The organism is Stutzerimonas sp. FeSN7 (assembly GCF_030263795.1).
GTDB classification, from domain to species: domain Bacteria; phylum Pseudomonadota; class Gammaproteobacteria; order Pseudomonadales; family Pseudomonadaceae; genus Stutzerimonas; species Stutzerimonas stutzeri.
The window spans coordinates 1,566,570-1,585,430 of sequence record NZ_JARPMN010000001.1 but is presented as its reverse complement, the minus strand read 5'-3'; the positions used below and the strand labels follow the sequence as shown (position 1 = coordinate 1,585,430).

Annotated in this window: 15 protein-coding genes and 1 other RNA gene; 9 read left to right on the top strand and 7 right to left on the bottom strand. The window is 65.1% G+C overall.

Annotation, left to right across the window (positions count from 1 at the left end):
* Positions 1-188 precede the first annotated feature (188 nt).
* The 3 genes from P5703_RS07450 to P5703_RS07440 all read right to left on the bottom strand — a co-directional run bounded on the left by P5703_RS07450 (position 189) and on the right by P5703_RS07440 (position 5,448).
* A complete protein-coding gene (locus tag P5703_RS07450; protein ID WP_285585997.1) occupies positions 189-1,859 on the bottom strand; it encodes a DEAD/DEAH box helicase in 1,671 nt (556 codons plus the stop codon).
* Positions 1,860-2,190: 331 nt separating this feature from the next.
* Positions 2,191-4,353: a methyl-accepting chemotaxis protein gene (locus tag P5703_RS07445; RefSeq protein ID WP_285585994.1), complete on the bottom strand. Its 2,163-nt coding sequence runs from the start codon at positions 4,351-4,353 to the stop codon at positions 2,191-2,193.
* Positions 4,354-4,698: 345 nt separating this feature from the next.
* Entirely contained in the window at positions 4,699-5,448 is a 750-nt protein-coding gene (locus tag P5703_RS07440) for a spermidine synthase (RefSeq protein ID WP_279646169.1), read from the bottom strand.
* A gap of 138 nt (positions 5,449-5,586) precedes the next feature.
* Here P5703_RS07440 and P5703_RS07435 point away from each other — a divergent pair, with 138 nt between their 5' ends.
* Complete coding sequence (locus tag P5703_RS07435; RefSeq protein ID WP_013983120.1) at positions 5,587-6,936, top strand: class II 3-deoxy-7-phosphoheptulonate synthase; 1,350 nt, start codon at positions 5,587-5,589, stop codon at positions 6,934-6,936.
* A 140-nt stretch (positions 6,937-7,076) separates the two neighbouring features.
* Complete coding sequence (locus P5703_RS07430) at positions 7,077-8,525, top strand: SLC13 family permease (RefSeq protein ID WP_014597025.1); 1,449 nt, start codon at positions 7,077-7,079, stop codon at positions 8,523-8,525.
* Positions 8,526-8,592: 67 nt separating this feature from the next.
* Here the strand turns inward: P5703_RS07430 and efp are convergent, their stop codons facing one another.
* From efp to ffs, 3 genes are all read right to left on the bottom strand, one after another.
* Positions 8,593-9,159, bottom strand: coding sequence for an elongation factor P (gene efp, locus P5703_RS07425; protein WP_011913626.1), 567 nt, complete (start codon positions 9,157-9,159; stop codon positions 8,593-8,595).
* Between the two features lie 45 nt (positions 9,160-9,204).
* A complete protein-coding gene (earP, locus tag P5703_RS07420) occupies positions 9,205-10,344 on the bottom strand; it encodes an elongation factor P maturation arginine rhamnosyltransferase EarP (RefSeq protein WP_218651239.1) in 1,140 nt (379 codons plus the stop codon).
* A gap of 193 nt (positions 10,345-10,537) precedes the next feature.
* An RNA gene (ffs, locus tag P5703_RS07415) (signal recognition particle sRNA small type) lies at positions 10,538-10,634 on the bottom strand.
* A gap of 297 nt (positions 10,635-10,931) precedes the next feature.
* On the opposite strand from ffs, the gene P5703_RS07410 reads away from it, so the two are divergent.
* The 3 genes from P5703_RS07410 (at position 10,932) to P5703_RS07400 (ending at position 13,565) form a co-directional block, all read left to right on the top strand.
* Entirely contained in the window at positions 10,932-11,918 is a 987-nt protein-coding gene (locus P5703_RS07410) for an NAD(P)/FAD-dependent oxidoreductase (protein WP_218651240.1), read from the top strand.
* Positions 11,919-12,018: 100 nt separating this feature from the next.
* The gene (locus P5703_RS07405; RefSeq protein WP_011913630.1) at positions 12,019-12,828 is read left to right on the top strand and encodes a motility protein A; all 810 of its coding nucleotides are present in this window, start codon (positions 12,019-12,021) and stop codon (positions 12,826-12,828) included.
* Between the two features lie 2 nt (positions 12,829-12,830).
* Positions 12,831-13,565: an OmpA/MotB family protein gene (locus P5703_RS07400; protein ID WP_279642866.1), complete on the top strand. Its 735-nt coding sequence runs from the start codon at positions 12,831-12,833 to the stop codon at positions 13,563-13,565.
* A gap of 4 nt (positions 13,566-13,569) precedes the next feature.
* Here P5703_RS07400 and P5703_RS07395 read toward each other — a convergent pair whose 3' ends face one another.
* Entirely contained in the window at positions 13,570-14,502 is a 933-nt protein-coding gene (locus tag P5703_RS07395; protein WP_285585988.1) for a ZIP family metal transporter, read from the bottom strand.
* A 184-nt stretch (positions 14,503-14,686) separates the two neighbouring features.
* Here P5703_RS07395 and P5703_RS07390 point away from each other — a divergent pair, with 184 nt between their 5' ends.
* The 4 genes from P5703_RS07390 (at position 14,687) to P5703_RS07375 (ending at position 18,845) form a co-directional block, all read left to right on the top strand.
* On the top strand, positions 14,687-15,871 hold the full coding sequence (locus tag P5703_RS07390) for an efflux RND transporter periplasmic adaptor subunit (protein ID WP_285585986.1): 1,185 nt from the start codon (positions 14,687-14,689) through the stop codon (positions 15,869-15,871).
* Positions 15,872-15,875: 4 nt separating this feature from the next.
* Positions 15,876-17,096, top strand: a complete 1,221-nt coding sequence (locus P5703_RS07385; protein WP_285585984.1) for an ABC transporter permease — start codon at positions 15,876-15,878, stop codon at positions 17,094-17,096.
* A gap of 10 nt (positions 17,097-17,106) precedes the next feature.
* On the top strand, positions 17,107-17,820 hold the full coding sequence (locus P5703_RS07380; RefSeq protein ID WP_126526693.1) for an ABC transporter ATP-binding protein: 714 nt from the start codon (positions 17,107-17,109) through the stop codon (positions 17,818-17,820).
* Between the two features lie 161 nt (positions 17,821-17,981).
* A complete protein-coding gene (locus P5703_RS07375) occupies positions 17,982-18,845 on the top strand; it encodes an MBL fold metallo-hydrolase (protein WP_045633242.1) in 864 nt (287 codons plus the stop codon).
* The last annotated feature ends 16 nt before the right edge of the window (positions 18,846-18,861 follow it).

The window sequence follows — 18,861 nt, the reverse complement described above, 5'->3', positions numbered from 1 at the left end:
GAACAGCCCGAGCGGGATTGACGAGCAAGGAGTGCTTCGTTTATCGGAGCACGACACGGAATGCAAAGGGACGGATGAGTAACCAGTCCTTGGCGTGATCGATGGAAAGCAAGAGCCGAGGTGGATCTTTCTTTGGGCAATAAAAAAGGCGGGCTAATAAGCCCGCCTTTCGTTTAACCAACTACCGATCAATCTTCGCGATAACGGCGCAGCTTGAGCTGCTTGCCACCGACGCGGGTGTCCTTGAGTTTGCCGAGCAGGCGGTCGAGGCCGTCTTCCGGCAGCTCTACCAGGCTGAAGCTGTCGCGCACCTGGATGCGGCCGATGGCTTCGCGGGCCAGGCCGCCTTCGTTGAGGATGGCGCCGAGCAGATTGCGGGCAGCGATGCCGTCACGCGCTCCAAGCGGCGTACGGCAGCGGGCGCGGCCTTCGGCCAGCGGGACCGGAGCGCGACGCTCGCGATCACCACTACGCTCAGGACGATCCGAACGCTCGGTGCGCTCACGCGGGCTGCTGGTCGGAACCAACGGCTGCTCTCTTTCCACCTCGGCCAGGGTCAGAGCCTGACCATTGGTGGCCTTGCGCAACAGCGCAGCGGCCAGAGCACGTGGGCTGCAACCGATGTCGGCGACCAGCTTGTCGAGCAACTCGCCATGGGTGGCTTCGGCATCGGCAACCAGCGGCGCGAGGCTGTTAGTGAGTTTCTTGATGCGGGCGTCCAGCACCTGCTGCGCATTCGGCAGACGGGCTTCAGCGACCTTCTGGTTGGTCACGCGCTCGATAACCTGCAGCATGCGACGCTCACGCGGGGTAACCAGCAGCAGCGCGCGGCCTTCGCGACCGGCACGGCCGGTACGGCCGATGCGGTGCACGTAGGATTCCGGATCGTACGGCATGTCCACGTTGAATACGTGGGTGATGCGCGCCACGTCGAGACCGCGGGCAGCGACGTCGGTGGCGACGACGATGTCCAGGCGGCCATCCTTGAGCGATTCGATGACGCGCTCACGCTGATTCTGGGCGATGTCGCCGTTCAGCGCAGCAGCCTTGTAGCCCTTGGCTTCCAGCGCGGCGGCCAGATCCAGCGTGGCTTGCTTGGTCCGCACAAACGCGATCAGGGCGTCGAAATCCTCGACCTCCAGCAGGCGTAGCACCGCCTGGATCTTCTGGTCGGCATGGACCATCAGGTGTGCCTGCTCGATACGAGCGACGGTCTGGGTCTTGGCAGCGATCTTGATGTGCTGCGGCTCACGCAGGTGCTTTTCGGCAATCGCGCGAATGGAGTGCGGCAGCGTAGCGGAGAACAGAACAGTCTGACGGCTCTCTGGCATCGCCTCGAAGATCACTTCGAGGTCGTCCATGAAGCCCAGCTTGAGCATCTCGTCCGCTTCGTCGAGGACCAGGAAGCGAATGGTCGACAGCAGGCCACTGTTGCGGCTCAGGTGGTCAACCAGGCGGCCAGGGGTAGCGACGATGATCTGCGCGCCCTGACGGATGGCCTTGAGCTGCGGGCCCATCGGGGCACCACCATAGATGGCGACGACGCTGACGCCCGGCATCTGCTTGGAATAGGTCTCGAACGCGGTGGCGACCTGCAGCGCCAGTTCGCGGGTCGGCGCGAGAATCAGCGCCTGCGGCTCACGCTTGGCCGGATCGATCTTGGACAGGATCGGCAGCGCGAAGGCGGCAGTCTTGCCGGTACCGGTCTGGGCCTGGCCGATCATGTCGTGACCACCGAGGATCACCGGGATCGCCTGGGCCTGGATGGGGGATGGTTCTTCGTAGCCGACTGCGCTGATGGCAGCCAGAACAGCGGAGTGAATACCGAGTGCGGCAAAGCCGCCGATTTCCTGGGTCATGGGTCTTGTCTCTGATGCTCCGCAAGACCCATTGTTCCGAAGCTGCGCATGCCGTGCAAAACCCGAAGGTCACCCTGGCAGCCTGGTCGGCGGGGTTGCGAAAACGTATGGATGATGAATCGTCAAGATAGTCCGCTCGAAGCGGACAGCAGCCGAAGCGGCGCTTCGTGTGTTGCAGTACCTGAACGCAGGCTGGGTTTCAGCCGGCGCGTACTATACCGGATTAACGTGACGCTGTGCGGATATTTTAAGCCGCAGCGGATGACGCCATGGCCCGGGACTCCCCGAGCAGGCGCCTCCCAGCGAAACCGCCAGGAGGTGCGACCGGAGATCAGGCCGCTTCGCTGTTGGCGGCACTGACACGGAAACGACCGACCAGCTGATGCAGTTTGCCGGCGGTGTGGCGCACGCGCTCGGCGCTGTCCTGCAGCACGCCCAACGTCTGCCCCATTTCACTGGAGGCCTGGTCGACGCCACGAATGGTCTGGCCGTAATGCAGGCTGCGCTCGTTCAGCCCCTTGATGATCTCGAACATGCGTTCCACGGTTTCGTGTAGATGGACGTTCTCCGATGTCGCCTCCTCGGTCAGTCGCAGGCTGCTGTCGACATCCTGCACGCCGCCCTGCATGAACGACACGGCCTGGCGCGTCTCGCCCTGCAGGCTCTCGACTTTCTCGCGGATGTCCTCCGCGGCCTTGGCCGTACGCAGCGCGAGCGAGCGCACCTCCCCGGCCACCACGGCAAAGCCGCGCCCGTGATCACCGGCGCGAGCGGCTTCGATCGCGGCATTGAGCGCGAGCAGGTTGGTCTGGTTGGTGATATCGCTGATCAGGCGGACGATCTCGTCGATCTCGCCCATGCGGCTGTCGAGTAGCTGCACGCTCTGCGCCGAGCGCTGCACCACGTCGCGGATGGACTCGGTGCCCTCACGTACGGTCGCGAAGCGCGCGCGGGCACGACTCATCACCTCGTCCATCGCCGCCTTCATCTCCTCGGCGGTCATCGAGGCCTGCTGGATCTCGCCCAGCTGCTCTTCCACCAGCAACAGCAGCTGATGTATGGATTCGGCGACGTCGCTGGTGGTCTGCCCGGCTTCGCTGCTGCGAGCAAGCATCAGCTCATTGTCCTGGCGCACATGCTTGGATACCTGGATCACCTGGCCGACCACGCCATCCAGGCTGTCGATGAAGCTGTTGATCCAGCGCGCCATGTCACCGCTCTCGTCGCGCGGCATGGCGCTGCTGTCGACGCGCTGACGCAGATTGCCCTCGCCCTCGGCCAGGGTGCGGATCACCTCGGTCATCGCCTGCATGCGCGCCGCCAGCCGGCGCGGCCCGAATGAGGCGAACGCCCAGGCGCCGAGCACGAGCAGCACGCCGTTGAGCAGGTAGAGCGCCGCCTCGGACAGCCCGCTGAAGGCCTGCAGCAGGCTGCCCGTGACGAACAGCGTGATTACGGTGAGCAGGTACGTCTTCATAAGGCCAACGCTCAGCGAGCGCCGGCGATAGACCTCTTCCAGATCGGCCTCGCACATCATGCCCCAGCGATCCGGGGAGCCCGGCAGCTGGAAGGTGACGCCCTTGCCGATCACCGGAATGTGGCGGTAATCGGAATAGCCGGGATAGGTGACGAACAGGTTCGAACCCCTGGCGATGGTTTCCCGCACACCGGGGTGCAGCTGGCCGGTGGCCGGATCGGTGAAGCGCAGTTCCAGCTCGGTGTGCTGCTGTACACGGACCGTGCCCCAGCGAGTGTGCACGCCGCTTTTCAGGTTCTCGCCGTGGCTGAAGGTGGCGTCCTCGAAGCGCGAGCGCGACAGGGCCGTACCGGGTTGGATGCGGCTGTCGAAGCGCGAGTCGACCATGAACAGATAGTTGTCGCCGGACTCGGGATAGACATGCCCGGCTTCGCGCTGAATCAGATCCCCCAGCACATCGTTCGGCACTCGCGCGCAAAGACAGCCGAGGCGTTTACCGGCGGCGTGCACGGGCTGATAGAACATCAGCGTCACCGCGTCGTGAAAGCGTGACGTGCTCGCCCCCAGGCGCTCGGTCAGCGGATCGCGATAAGGGCCATGCAAGAACGGCTCGCGCAACCCCCGCGCAACGGCCTGCGCATCCAGATCCTGCTGACCGACATGCGCGGCACAGGTCGAGGTCAGCACCCGCCCCTGCGGGTCGATGACGAACAGCTCGGACAGATCCGGCAACTGAGCACGCTTCTTCTCCAGAGTCTGGACATCGACATGCGCCAGATCCTCGCCCAGGCTCGCGGCCAGGTCAGCCAGATGCTCCCAGTGGGTGTTCACCCAATTCTGCAGAATGCGCACCCGCGATTGCGCTACGCCCTCGAACACCTGCTCTATGGCCGCGTAGACGCCGCGGTTCAACCAGCAGGACCAGCGCATCGACAGCTTGCCAGTACGCCCCAACCAGGGCAGCCAGTGACGTTCGCTAGGGGAAAGTTGCATCTGCAGGCTTTGAAGCTGGGGCACCGGGTGTTCCTTATTGCCGAGAAGACATACTGGCAAACTGCAATTAGCAGACCAGCATGCAGCTGCGCGACGGTACCGTCGCGCAGACTTGGGCTTTAGCCCACCACAGATGCTCGGTTATTTCAGTGGTCTGAAGCCCACCCTGCGGGCTGCTTGCGCACCAGGAACGCCCATGCTCGCCTCGGAAGCCGATGCAAGTAACGCGTGGGACAGCGCAGCGCTCTGCGCAGGGGGTGTGGCGAAACGCCGCGGGCTGATATACCGGCGCGAGCGCGCTGCAAGCGCACCAATTCGGGTCCCGCAAACCATCACGGTGCATCGCCGCGCACCGCTTTGTCGCAATGCTCAGCTGGCTGGGCGCAGTGCCTCGATCAGCGAATCCAATGAATAGCCAAGACGCGGCGCGAGTGCCTCGGCGCGCTGGCGCAGATCGGCGACGCCCAGCATTTGCTCGAGGTCGGCCGGCACCAGCACGACCACATTGCCCTCCTTCACCGGACACTCCCAGTAATGCCGGTGGTACAGCCCACGAAACAGCGCCGCACCGAGCGGACGATCATCATCGGTGCCCCACTGGTTGATCACTAGCCAGCCTCCCGGATTGAGCTTTTCCTGGCAGCGTTTGAGGAACGTCCAGGCCAGGTGCGCGGCATCCGGGCCGGCATCGTTGTAGAGGTCGACAAAGATCAGATCGGCCGTTTCGGCGGTTTCCAGCAGCTCGGTTGCATCCCCGATGCGAATATACAAGCGCGGGTCGTCCTGCAGTCCGAGGTAACGCATGGCCAGTTCGGGCACCGCCGGGCGCAGCTCGATGACTTCGACATCCTCCAGCGGCAGGAACTTGAGGCAGGCCTGGGTGAGATTGCCCGCACCCAGCCCAAGAAACAGCGCGGTCTCCGGCTGTGGATGGCAGAGCCCGCCCAGCAGCATGGCACGGGTGTAGTCATATTCGAGCCAGGCGGGATCGGCGATGAACACGCAGCTCTGCTCGACTGCCGCGCCGAATTCGAGAAAGCGGTAGTCACCGACCTCGAGCACACGGATGAGCCCGAACGCATCGCGCACTTCAGCGAGCAACCGTTCCTCTTTCTCCATCTGCTAGCTCCCGCAAAGTCTATGGCCGCTATGTGCCAGCGAAGGCGCATCTTACGCAGGCCCATAGGCCATCGCTATCTCCGGGCGCCGGATGCATCAGGTAAACTCGCGCCATTCATCTTTCGATCTGGAATGACCATGAGCCACGCCTGGAGCCCCGACAGCTGGAGAAACAAGCCGATTCAGCAGCAACCCGAATATCCGGATGCCGAGCACCTCAAGCGCGTCGAGCGCACGCTCGCCGGGTTGCCGCCGTTAGTCTTCGCCGGCGAGGCGCGGGAGCTCAGGCGGCAGTTCGCCGAGGTCACGCGCGGGCGCGCGTTCCTGCTGCAGGGCGGCGACTGCGCCGAGAGCTTCGCCGAATTCTCGGCGACCAAGATTCGCGACACCTTCAAAGTGCTGCTGCAGATGGCAATCGTCATGACCTTCGCTGCCGGCTGCCCGGTGGTGAAGGTCGGACGCATGGCCGGTCAGTTCGCCAAGCCACGCTCGGCGGGTGATGAAACCATCGACGGCGTTACGCTGCCGGCGTACCGCGGCGACATCGTCAACGGCATCGACTTCAACGCCAAGAGCCGTGTACCCGATCCGGAGCGCCTGCTGCAGGCCTACCACCAGTCCACTGCCAGCCTGAACCTGCTGCGTGCCTTCGCCCAGGGCGGTTTCGCCGACTTGCATCAGGTGCACCAGTGGAATCTCGATTTCATCGCCAACTCGCTGCTGGCCGAGAAGTATCACCAGCTCGGCGCGCGCATCGACGAAACACTGAAGTTCATGCGTGCCTGCGGCCTGGACGGCGCGCCGCAGCTGCGCGAAACCAGCTTCTTCACCGCCCATGAAGCGCTGCTGCTCAATTACGAGCAGGCCTTCGTGCGCCAGGACAGCCTCAGCGGCGGCTGGTACGACTGTTCAGCGCACATGTTGTGGATCGGTGATCGCACCCGTCAGCTGGACGGCGCTCACGTCGAGTTCCTGCGCGGCGTCGGCAACCCCATCGGGGTGAAGGTCGGCCCCAGCATGGATACGGATGAGCTGATTCGCCTGATCGACATCCTCAATCCGCAGAACGACCCCGGCCGCCTGAACCTGATCGTGCGCATGGGTGCCGACAAGGTGGAAGCCGGCCTGCCACGCCTGGTGCGCGCGGTGCAGAACGAGGGACGCCAGGTCTTGTGGAGTTCCGACCCGATGCATGGCAACACCATGAAGGCATCCAGCGGCTACAAGACGCGCGACTTCGAGCGCGTACTCGCCGAAGTCCGCCAGTTCTTCGACGTGCACCGCGCCGAAGGCAGTTATCCGGGGGGCATCCATATCGAGATGACCGGGCAGAACGTCACCGAGTGCATCGGTGGCTCGCGCCCGATCACCGAGGCCGGCCTCTGCGATCGCTACCACACCCATTGCGACCCGCGCCTGAACGCCGACCAGTCGCTGGAAATGGCCTTCATGATCGCCGAAACCCTGAAGCAGGTCCGGCCGGACTGAGTCTCCCGCCCCTCTGCGCGGGCAGCACCGCCCGCGCGCACGAAACGAAACCCCGCCGGCCCTGTCCGCCTAAGTAGGGGCCGCGCGGGTTCAGTCCACACGGCCCCGCTTTCGATAGCGCAGTTTCGAAGAGGACGAAAATGGCGGAATCATCTCAAAGCCGGGGCGCCGTACTGGCCGCGTGGATCGGCCTGATCCTGGGCCCACTGCTGTTGCTGGCCTGCATCCTGACCGACCCACCCGGCGGCCTTTCGGAAAAGGCCTGGCTGACCGTGGGCCTGGCCGCGCTGATGGCGGTCTGGTGGTCGACCGAGGCGATACCGATCCCGGCGACCTCGCTGCTGCCGATTCTGCTGATACCCCTGCTCGACATCGATACCCTGGCCAAGGCCACCGCGCCCTATGCCAACCCGACCATCTTTCTCTTCCTCGGCGGTTTTCTGCTCGGCCTGGCGATGCAGCGCTGGAACCTGCACAAACGCATCGCCCTGGCGACGCTGCTGGCGGTGGGTAACCAGCCGAGCCGGCAGATCGCCGGCTTCATGATCGCCACGGCGTTCATCAGTATGTGGGTGAGCAATACGGCGACCAGCATCATGATGCTGCCCATCGGCCTGTCGGTCATCGGCCTGCTGATCGCCGGCAGCGAGGAAAAGGAAGGCGCGCGGTTCGCCGTGGCGCTGCTGCTGGGCATCGCCTATTCGGCCAGCGTCGGCGGCATCGCCACGCTCATCGGCACCCCGCCCAACGCCCTGCTGGCGGCGTTCATGCGGGAGAACTACGACGTCCAGATCGGCTTCGGCCAGTGGATGCTGCTGGGCCTGCCGCTGAGCATCGGCATGCTGGTCTTCATCTGGTGGTCGCTCACCCGCGGCGGTTTTCGCCTCGCGGGGGGCGACAGCCGTGGTCTGCTCGAAAAGGAAATGGCCGCACTCGGGCCGATGTCGCGTGCCGAAAAGATGGTCGCCGTGGTCTTCGTGCTGGCAGCGGCGGCCTGGATCTTCCAGCCTCTGCTGGCCGACTATATCGATGGCGTGAACGACACCAGCATTGCCATGGCCGCAGCGATCGCACTGTTCCTGATTCCAGTTGACCTGCACAAACGGGTGTTTCTGATGGATTGGGAACAGGCCAACAAGGCGCCGTGGGGCGTGCTGCTGCTGTTCGGCGGCGGCCTCTCGCTGGCCGGCGTCATCGGTGCGTCCGGGCTGGCCGAATGGATCGCCAGCAGCCTCGGCGCCTTCGATGCCCTGCCCCTGCTGGCGATGATCGCGCTGGTGGTGACGGTGATCATCTTCCTCACCGAAATCACCTCCAATACCGCGACTGCAGCGGCCTTCCTGCCATTGCTCGGTGCGCTCGCCGTGGCCCAGGGGCTGTCCCCGGAAATGCTGGCGATTCCGGCCGCGGTCGCTGCCAGCTGCGCCTTCATGATGCCGGTCGCGACACCACCCAACGCCATCGTATTCGGCACGGGACAGTTGCCGATCCAGGCGATGATCAAGGCCGGCTTCGTGCTCAACCTGTTCGGTGTGCTGCTGGTTTCCCTGCTCTGCTACGGCCTGGTCGGCTGGATCTGGGCGAGCTGACACGCGCACAGAAACGAAAAAGCCCAGCATCGAGCTGGGCTTTTTTCTGTCCACCGCAGGCCGAGGATCAGGCCTTGACGCGGGACTTGTACTCGCCGGTACGGGTATCGATCTCGATCGAGTCGCCGATTTCACAGAAAGCGGAAACCTGCAGCTCGGCACCGTTCTTCAGGCGGGCGGTCTTCATGACCTTGCCGGAAGTGTCGCCACGTACGGACGGCTCGGTGTAGGCGATTTCGCGAACGATGGTGGTCGGCAGTTCGACGGAGATCACCTTGTCGTTGTAGAAGACCGCTTCGCAGACGTCGGTCATGCCGTCTTCGATGAAGGTCATCACGCCTTCCAGGTCGTCTTTTTCGATTTCGTACTGGTTGAACTCGTTGTCCATGAAGACGTACAGCGGGTCGGCGAAGTAGGAGTAGGTCACCTCCTTGCGCTCGAGAATGACCGGCTCCAGCTTGTCGTCAGCCTTGTAGACGGTCTCGGTAGCCGAACCGTTGAGCAGGTTCTTCAGCTTCATCTTGACCACGGCACTGTTGCGGCCGGACTTGTTGAACTCGGCTTTCTGGATGACCCAGGGTGCGCCGTTGATGATGGCCACCTGGCCGGCACGGAACTCTTGTGCGGTTTTCATACGAAATATCCGAAGGGAATTAGAGACAAAAAAACAGGCCGCGTATCATAGCCAATCTGTGTAAAAAAACACCAGCTTTCCGGCCAGATCGCCATTGGCGACCTGCGCGTGGGTCCAGGTTTCGGCGTGCTCCAACAACGTCGGGTATTGGCCCAGCAGACCGGTCCACGCCTGCTCGGTGCCCTTTCCCGCGTTCCACGCATGCCAGAACTCTCGCAGCGCCGAACCGGCGGCAGGCGAGAGCCCCTGCGAGTAGAGCTCGAGAAATGCATTGAGCTTGTCCCAGTGCGCGTCGTCCTCCTGAGGATAGATGTGCCACACCAGCGGACGCCCCGCCCACTGGGCACGGATGAACGACTCCTCGCCGCGCACCGCGTTGAAGTCGCAGCTCCACAGCAGCAGGTCGTACTCGTCCTGCGTCATGAACGGCACGATGGAGATCTGCAGGCTACCGCGCTGGTGGCAGGCCCCCGGCTCGAGCGTCGCAACACCCAGCCAGGCCGCGACATCGCCCAGCACCCGCCCCTCTGGCACCAGCAGCTGATTGACGCGGGAGTCGGCGGCAAGCGCGTCCAGCCAGCCAGCAACGGCTGTGTTCTCGTAGGCGAACAGCGACAGCAGACGCGCCTCCGGCTGGCGCACCACGCCCAGCGTCGCGAGAAAACCGGCCTGCCGCTCAGGATCGCCCTGAAAGCTGGCGCGGCGCAGCATCAGGTCCGCCTCGCGGATGAGGCCACCGGTCTCGGCCTCGAAGCCGGGAAAGAAGAAGTACTTCTGTACACCGTTGGGCTGCAAGGACGGCAACGCATGGCATCCGACGATCCAGTCCTCGGCGCTGAGGTATTCGAGATTCAGCCAGAGGATGCGCCGCCCGCTCGCGGCCATGGCGTTGATATAGGCCTGCGGCAGGTTGCAGGCGAACGCCTCGATGACCACATCGGCCGGCTCGGCACCCGGCCACTGGCTGGACCAGCGGCGGACATCGACGCCTTCGTGCATCTGTTGATCAGCCTGCGCGCTGGCCGCCGGACACAGCCGGGCGAAGGTATCCAGATCGTCCACCCACAGCCGCACCTGCTGGCCGTGCTCGGCAGCCAGCTGACGGGCCAGGCGCCAGGTGACGCCGATGTCACCGAAGTTATCCACGACCGCGCAGAAAATGTCCCAACTCGCCCTGACCGACAAAGCATGCTCCTTGAACCGTTAACGGCGACGACGCCGTTGAAAATGCCGCGCAGGATACATGAGCCGATCCGGCGTGAAGAACCGCGTGGCTAACGATCGAAGGGACAGGACAGGCGCGCACGCTCAGGCCATAGACAACCGGCCGTCGTGAATCAAGAAAGGGGGGACGCGAGAAGGTCGTTATGGAGGTGAACCCTACCAGCCACACCCCGGCACACAATGTCACCGCTGCGGCTGCTCCCTTCCGGGCCTGACCGGGTTCACGGCTGATCGTTGCGAGGGGACCGGCAGGGCCCACCATAACGAAACCCGCCTGGCGGCGAGCGGCGCCATTGTACCGGCTTATCAGCAACTTACAACCACAGACTGAGCCTGGTCGGAATCGCGCTGAACAGGCCGCGGCACCGACCGCTGGTCAGCAACTGCCGAAACCGGCGACCGGGATGTCGCATTGCGTCGAAAGCCTCTAGCCAAAGGACGATGTCTGTTCGAGGATGAGCAGGCTCAAGCGATCCAACGCTTGTCATGAAAACGTGCTGCGCGGCGCTTCGCCTGTGCGGCTGATGGCAACAGCACACGAGGTAATCATGAGCAAGGCTCCAATCGCCATCATCGGAACCGGAATCGCAGGACTTTCCGCCGCCCGCACGCTTCTCGATGCCGGGCAGGCCGTACACCTTTTTGACAAGAGCCGCGGCAGCGGCGGTCGCATGGCCAGCAAGCGCAGCGACGCCGGCTCACTCGACCTCGGCGCACAGTACTTCACGGCACGTGACCGCCGTTTCGCCGAAACCGTGCGCCAGTGGCAGGCCGGGGGCTGGGTGGATCAGTGGACGCCCACCCTGTTCCAGTCCCGCGACGGGCAGCTGAGCCCCTCTGCCGACGAGCAGCTGCGCTGGGTCGGCACCCCGACCATGAGCGAGATCACCCGCGGGTTGCTCGGCGAAATGCCGGTCACCTTCAGCTGTCGCATCACCGAGGTGTTCCGTGGCGAACAGTACTGGACGCTGGCGGACGCCACCGGCGCCAGCCATGGGCCCTTCAGCCATGTCGTCATCGCCCTGCCGGCGCCGCAGGCCGCCGCGCTGCTCTCTGGCGCGCCGAAACTCGCGGCGGTCGCCGCCAGCGTTGCCATGGAGCCGACCTGGGCCGTCGCCCTGGGCTTCGCCACACCGCTGGGCACGGCGCTGGAAGGCTGCTTCGTCCAGGATGACGCCCTGGACTGGATCGCGCGCAATCGCAGCAAGCCGGGGCGCGATGGCGCGCTGGACACCTGGGTACTGCACGCCACCAGCAGCTGGAGCCGTCAGCACCTGGATCTGTCGAAGGAGGCGGTGATCGAGCGCCTGCACGGCGCCTTCGCGGAGTTGATCGACTGCGTTGTACCAGCCCCCGAGTTCACCCTGGCGCACCGCTGGCTGTATGCCCGCCCGGCACAGGCCCACGAATGGACTGCCCTGGCCGACGCCGGCCTGGGCCTGTACGCCTGTGGCGACTGGTGCCTGTCCGGCCGTGTGGAAGGCGCCTGGCTCAGCGGCCAGGAAGCCGCCCGGCGGCTGCTAGAAAACCTCTGACGATGGATGGCTGACCCGGTCCTGATCCAGGTCAGCCCGGCCCCCGGGCCCGCTGTTATCATCCCGCGTTTTCTGCAACAGCCCTCTCAGCGGAGCCCCGATGAACCCCTCCACCCTGATCGGCATCGTCGCGAGCATCGGCCTGCTGGCGGTCGTCCTGCTTTTCGCGGCCAAGGAACCGGCGCTCTTCATCGACCTGCCCAGCCTCGGCATCGTGCTGGTCGGCACTCTGGCTGCCACCTTCATCAGTTATCCGTTGCGCGAAGTCACTCGGGTATTCGGTTTGCTCTGGACCGTGCTGCGCAATGAGCGACTGTACACCCGTCAGGATCTCGACGAGCTGGTGCAGATTTCGCGGCTGTGGATCAGCGGCGATCTGCCCGCGGTGGAAAAGGCTGTCGAACAGGTCAGCAATCCTTTCCTGCGTACCGGCGTGCAGCTGGTGATCGACAACACCCCGGAGGAGGACATTCTGGAGGTGCTGCAATGGCGGATCGCCCGGCTACGCGCACGGGAGAACGCCGAGGCGCAGCTGTTCCGCGCGATGGCCAGCTATGCGCCAGCGTTCGGCATGATCGGCACGCTGGTGGGCCTGATCAACCTGATGTTCATGCTCGGCAGCGGTGACATGGACCTGATCGGTCGCAGCCTGGCCGTTGCGCTGATGACCACCTTCTACGGTGTGCTGCTGGCCAATCTCATTCTCAAGCCGGTGGCGGTGAAGCTGGAGCGGCGTACCGAGCAGCGGGTCGCCCTGATGAACCTGGTGATGCAAGGCATTTCGATGATGTGCAACCGCCGCAGCCCGGCGTACATGCGCGAGACGCTGAAATCGTTCATCGCCCACCACGACGATGAAATCCGCGACGGTACGCCTGCGGCGCCGCGCGTCAGACCGCAGGAAGACTGACGGTGAACGGGCAAGCATCCCAGGGCAGCCGCTTCTCCCGCTGGCATATCGAGCCGCAGCGGGAAGAAGAGCAGGAAGCCTGGCTGATCACCTATCTGGATATGCTGACGCTGCTGCTGGTGATGCTGGTCATCATGCTCGCGCTGGCCGGCAAGGGCGACGGCGAGCAGAACGACCCCGCCGCCTCGGCCATGTTCGCGGCCGGCGAACTGGGCGTGGCGCTGCCGGCTCCCGCCGCACCGATTCCGTCGATCGCACCAGTGCCGACGCCCGCCGCCGATGCGCAACCGGATGACCCGCAAGAGAGCATGCCGACGACGCCAGGCATGGCGCTGGGCGATGACATCCAGGTCATCGTCAACGAAGGCAGCATCAGCTTCCGCATCAGCAGCGAGATACTCTTCGGCTCCGGACGAGCCGAACTGGAGGATGCCGGGCTGGAAGTGATCGACCGGTTGGTGCCGACGCTGGCGGCGAACGCCTTTCGCATCGTCGTTGAAGGGCATACCGACAACCTGCCGATCCAGACCGAGCGCTTTCCTTCCAACTGGGAGCTCTCCGCCAGCCGCGCCAGCAGCGTGGTGCGCTACCTGCAGCTGGCAGGCATCGAAGCGACGCGTCTGAGCGCCACCGGCTACGCCGACACCCGACCGCTCGCCGACAATGCTGACGAGCGCGGGCGCGCCAGCAACCGCCGCGTCGAGCTGGTGATGCAGACCGAGCCAGACAAACCCTGAGGCATCAGCCCAACGCGGTATCCAGGAACATCATGACCGCGAAGCCAACCATCAGGCCGAGCGTCGCCGGGGTCTGATGGCCGTTGCTGTGAGTCTCGGGAATCACCTCGTGGGATACCACGAAGATCATTGCGCCGGCGGCCAGGCCCAGGCTGACGGGATAGGCGATGGCGAAACCGCTGGACATGCCGATGCCCACCAGTGCCCCGATCGGTTCCATCAACCCGGACGCCGCGGCGACCAGCACCGACGCCAGCGCGGACAGCCCGGTGGTGCGCAGTGCCAGGGCCACCGCGAGGCCTTCGGGAATGTCCTGGATGGATATGGCGGTGGTCAGCGGCAGACCAACGCTCATGTCGCCGTTGGCGAAACTGACGCCGATGGCCATGCCTTCGGGAATGTTGTGCAGCGCAATGGCGAGCACGAACAGCCAGACCCGGTTCAGACGTTCGCATTCAGGCCCACACGGCCCGGTGCTCTCGTGCTCGTGGGGCGTGAAGTAGTCCAGCCCCAGCATCAGCAGCACGCCCAGACCGAGACCGGCCACAACGGTCGCGGCAGCGGCCGGACCGTTGCCGAACAGCTCACGGCCCGCTGCGAGCCCCGGCAGAATCAGTGAAAAGGCACTCGCCGCGAGCATCATGCCGGCGGCGAAGCCGAGCATGCTGTCCTGTGTGCGGGTGGAGATGTCGCGGAGCCCGATCGCCAGAAAGGCGCCGAACGCCGTCGCAACAAACCCGGCACTGCCGCCCAGCAATGCGTAGCGAACGTTGCTCGCCGCGCTGCTCTGGAATGCATTGACCGCTCCGGCCAGCAACAGCAGCAGGACGGCGACTGCCGTTGCGGCCAGGCCGATGGTGATCCAGGGATTGGCCTGGGCTTGCGCAAGCCAGGCGGAACGCAGGGTGGCAGCAGGGCTCTGGACGGTGGACGCCATGATATTCGGGATCCTCGATGCGGGTGCCCCAGTGTACTCCGACCTGCCCCATGCCAGAGGCTATGGTTACGATAGGCGCAGGACATCGTGTCGCTTGCAGCGCGCGTTGTAAGCACGCCGAGGATGTCCGTAAGCTTGCACCGTTTCGATGGCCGTCACGGGCCGTATCAGGGAGTGGTCCGTCGTGCCTGCCGTAAGATCCATCCGCCGTCTAGTTATCCTGGCCATTGCGCTACTGGCGCTTGGCGGCTGGCTGATCTGGCGCCAGCTGCAGGGCCCGGAACTGCCGGCCTACCGTCTGGAGGCTCGCCCACTGGTGCAGCGCGTAGTGGCCAGTGGTGAAGTGGACAGCCAGTCGCTGGCGCAGGTCGGCAGCGAAATCACCGGCGTGGTTGCTGCACGCCATGTGCGGGAAGGCGACGCGGTGAACGCCGGCGATCTGCTGCTGGAACTGCGCGACGACGAACAGCGCGCGCGCCTGCGCGAGGCCGAAGCGGCGCTGCAGCAGCTCATCGATTCCACTCGACCGCAGGCGCAGGCCACCCTGCGCGAGGCACAACACAATCTGGAACAGGCCAGCCGCGAGCTGCAGCGCCGCGAAACGCTGTTCGAGCGCAAGCTGCTGGCTTCCGAGCCGCTGGAGCAGGCGCGCCGCGCGGAGCTGACCGCACGCGTAGTGCGTGATCGCGCCCGCTTCGCCGCCGCAGCGCTGGCCGAAGGTGGCAGCGAGGAACAGGTCCTGCGGCAGCGTCTGGAGGTCGCCCGTGCGAACCTGGCCCGAACCCGTATTCACGCCCAGGTCGACGGCATCGTGCAGTCGCGCGACGTCGAGCCGGGCGACCTGGTTCAGCCGGGCCGCACACTGCTGACCATCGCCCGCTCCGGCAGCAGCGAAATCCTCTTGCCCCTCGACGAGAAGAGCCTGGCACCGATCGAGCACGGGCAGAGCGCCCGGATCATCGCCGACGCCTATCCGGACCGCGTGCTGACGGCGAAGGTGAGCTTCATCGCACCGAGCGTGGATACGGCGCGCGGCACCATCGATGTCCATCTGGACCTGCAGGAGCCGGCCGCCTTTCTCCGCCAGGGCATGACGGTGTCGGTGAACATCGAGACAGGCCGGCGCGAGCAGGCACTGGTGCTGCCCAATGATGCACTGCGCGCCCGCGACGGGTCGCGCGCCCAGGTGCTACGGGTGCGCGATGGCGTGGTCGAGCGCGTCGGTGTGCGACTGGGAATGCTGGGCACGGCGCTCAGCGAGATCAGCGAGGGGCTGGAGGCCGGCGATCTGGTGCTGATCGGCGACGCCGAAGAAGGCCAGCGCGTGCGGCCGCGCGTACAACCCATCCCCAGCGGCAGCCAGGACTGAGCGCATGCGCCTGGCCGATTCGCTGTGGACCGAATGGAAGATCGCCCTGCGCTTCCTGCTGGACAACCGCATGCAGACGCTGCTGATCACCTTCGGCATCGCCGTCGGTTCGGCGGTGATCGTCTTCATTACCGCCCTGATCACCGGCTTGCAGGCCAACGTCATCCAACGAACCCTCGGCACCCAGGCCCACATCCGCATCCTGCCCCCGGACGAGGTCAACCGCACGCTTCCAGCCGCCGCCGACAGTTGGTCGCTGGTATTGGAAAGCCCGCGCGCCCAGCGTCTGCGTTCGATCATCAACTGGCAGGACGTGCGTGACGTCCTCGACCAGGACGTGCAGATTCTCGCGGTGTCGCCGGTGATCAGCGGCCCGGCCATCGCCCGGCGCGGCGTCGCCCGCGCGTCCGTGGCGCTGCTGGGCATCGATCCACCGCGTTATCAGCGCATCATCCCGCTGGCCGACGACCTGATCGCCGGCCGCTTCCTGGTGGGTGCGGGCAACGCAGTGATCGGCAAGGAGCTGGCCCGCGACCTCGGCCTGGGCATCGGTGACAAGCTGCGCCTGGATGCCGGCAAAGGCCGCGAAGCGGTCGTCGACATCGCCGGCATCTTCGAGCTGGGCGTGCGCGAGTTGGACGCGCGCTACGTCTATCTCGACCTCAAGCAGGCGCAGACGCTGCTCGACCTGCCCGGCGGCGTGACAGTGATCGATACCACGGTCGCCGAAATCTTCCAGGCCGACGAAGTTGCCAGGCGACTGGCGCGCCTGACCGGATTGCGCGCCGAAAGCTGGATGGAAACCAACGGCCAGCTGCTCAACGCGCTCAGCTCGCAAAGCATGACCACCGAGATGATCCGTGTGTTCGTCGGCATCTCGGTGGCCTTCGGCATCGCCAGCGTACTGGCCGTGAGTGTGGTCCAGCGTACCCGCGAGATCGGCATCCTGCGCGCCATGGGCAGCCCGCGCGGGCAGATCCTGCGCGTATTCCTGCTGCAGGGCGGGCTGCTCGGGCTGTTCGGCTCGGCCTGTGGCGGGCTGGTCGGCTGGGGACTGGTGCAGGTGTTCAACCTGTTCGGCCCGCGGCTGTTCATCATTCCGGTCGACCCCACGCTGGTGCCGCTGGCCATGCTGGTGGCGACGGTCACCGGCGTGCTGGCGGCGGCGATGCCCGCGCGACGTGCGGCGCGTTACGACCCGGCGGTGGCGATCCGCTATGTGTGAACGCGCACCAATGGCCCCTGCCGAGGAAGTCCTGCGCCTGGAACGGGTGCGCAAGGCCTTCAACATCGGCACACCCCTGGAGACCGAAGTGCTGCACGGCATCGACCTGCAGCTTCGGCGCGGCGAGCTGGCCGCGCTGGTCGGCCCGTCCGGCTCCGGCAAGAGCACTCTGCTGAACCTGATCGGCCTGCTGGATACGCCCAGCTCCGGCGAGCTGTATGTACTCGGCCAGGCGACACGCGACAGCGACGACGAAGCGCGCACGCAGCTGCGCAATCAGGCGATCGGCTTCGTGTTTCAGTTCCATCACCTGATCTCTGCGTTCAGCGTGCTGGAGAACGTGCTGATGCCGCTGATGATCCGCCACGGCAAACCCTCCCGGGCGGAGACCGACCTGGCGCGCGCCCTGCTCGAGGAGGTCGGCCTCGGCCCGTTCGCCGACAAGAAACCCATGCAGATCTCTGGTGGCCAGCAGCAGCGGGTCGCCATTGCCCGTGCGCTCGTGACCCGTCCACCGCTGCTGCTGGCAGACGAGCCGACCGGCAATCTCGATACGCGCACCGCGCAAAGCGTGTTCGAGCTGTTCCACCGCCTGAACGCCCAGTTCGGCTGCGCCATCCTGGTTGTCACTCACGATCCGCGACTCGCCGCAGACTGCGAGCGCACCATCCAGCTGGTCGACGGCCGCATCGTCAGCGATGCCGCCAACCCGCTTGCAAGCTGAACTCAGCGGCAGCCCAGCGAGCCGTTGTGCCGGGTCGTCCGGACGAATTTCGCGGCTTTCACTAATAACCAATAAATCTAAGCATATAACCTAATTCAGGGCTAAGATCTCTCCGGACATATACCCCCACCGGTATTCAATCTGAAGAGGAGCCCCGCGCCATGAATGCCCACGTCGAAGCCTTCTTCGATCCCGCGACCTTTACCTACAGCTACGTGGTCAGCGACCCGGAAACGCGCCAGTGCGCGGTGATCGACTCGGTGCTGGACTACGACCCGGCATCCGGCCGCACCTCCCATGCAAGCGCGCAGCGCCTGGTCGACTACGTGCGCAACCAGGACCTGCGGGTGCAGTGGCTGCTGGAAACCCATGTGCACGCCGACCATCTGAGCGCGGCGCCCTATCTCAAGCAGCAACTGGGCGGCAAACTGGCGATCGGTGATCGCATCACCGTGGTGCAGGACACCTTCGGCAAGCTGTTCAACGCAGGCAGCGGGTTCGCCACCGATGGCCGTCAGTTCGATCACCTGTTCCACGACGGCGACCGCTTCCAGGTCGGCAACGTGCAGGCCCGCGCCCTCCACACCCCGGGCCACACCCCGGCCTGCATGACCTACGTCATAGGTGACGCCGCCTTCGTCGGTGACACCCTGTTCATGCCCGACTACGGCACCGCCCGCTGCGATTTTCCCGGCGGCGACGCGCGCACCCTGTACCAGTCGATCCAGAAGCTGTTCACCCTGCCAGGCGAGACCCGGGTGTTCATGTGCCATGACTACAAGGCGCCCGGGCGCGAGGAGTTTCTCTACGAGACCACCATCGCCGCCGAGCGCGAGCACAACGTGCATATCCACAGCGGTATCAGCGAGGAGCAGTTCGTCGCCATGCGCACCGCACGCGATGCCACGCTGGGCATGCCCACCCTGATCCTGCCTTCGGTGCAGATCAACATGCGCGGCGGCGAACTGCCCGAGCCCGAAAGCAACGGGACGCGCTACCTGAAGATCCCCCTGGACGTGCTGTAACCCCCGAATGCGGAGG

Bases quoted from the DNA above. Each gene is read 5' to 3' on its own strand.
- P5703_RS07450 (WP_285585997.1), bottom strand. From the start codon at position 1,859: ATGACCCAGGAAATCGGCGGCTTTGCCGCACTCGGTATTCACTCCGCT.
- P5703_RS07440 (WP_279646169.1), bottom strand. From the start codon at position 5,448: ATGGAGAAAGAGGAACGGTTGCTCGCTGAAGTGCGCGATGCGTTCGGG.
- P5703_RS07435 (WP_013983120.1), top strand. From the start codon at position 5,587: ATGAGCCACGCCTGGAGCCCCGACAGCTGGAGAAACAAGCCGATTCAG.
- P5703_RS07430 (WP_014597025.1), top strand. From the start codon at position 7,077: ATGGCGGAATCATCTCAAAGCCGGGGCGCCGTACTGGCCGCGTGGATC.
- efp (WP_011913626.1), bottom strand. From the start codon at position 9,159: ATGAAAACCGCACAAGAGTTCCGTGCCGGCCAGGTGGCCATCATCAAC.
- P5703_RS07410 (WP_218651240.1), top strand. From the start codon at position 10,932: ATGAGCAAGGCTCCAATCGCCATCATCGGAACCGGAATCGCAGGACTT.
- P5703_RS07405 (WP_011913630.1), top strand. From the start codon at position 12,019: ATGAACCCCTCCACCCTGATCGGCATCGTCGCGAGCATCGGCCTGCTG.
- P5703_RS07395 (WP_285585988.1), bottom strand. From the start codon at position 14,502: ATGGCGTCCACCGTCCAGAGCCCTGCTGCCACCCTGCGTTCCGCCTGG.
- P5703_RS07385 (WP_285585984.1), top strand. From the start codon at position 15,876: ATGCGCCTGGCCGATTCGCTGTGGACCGAATGGAAGATCGCCCTGCGC.
- P5703_RS07380 (WP_126526693.1), top strand. From the start codon at position 17,107: ATGGCCCCTGCCGAGGAAGTCCTGCGCCTGGAACGGGTGCGCAAGGCC.
- P5703_RS07375 (WP_045633242.1), top strand. From the start codon at position 17,982: ATGAATGCCCACGTCGAAGCCTTCTTCGATCCCGCGACCTTTACCTAC.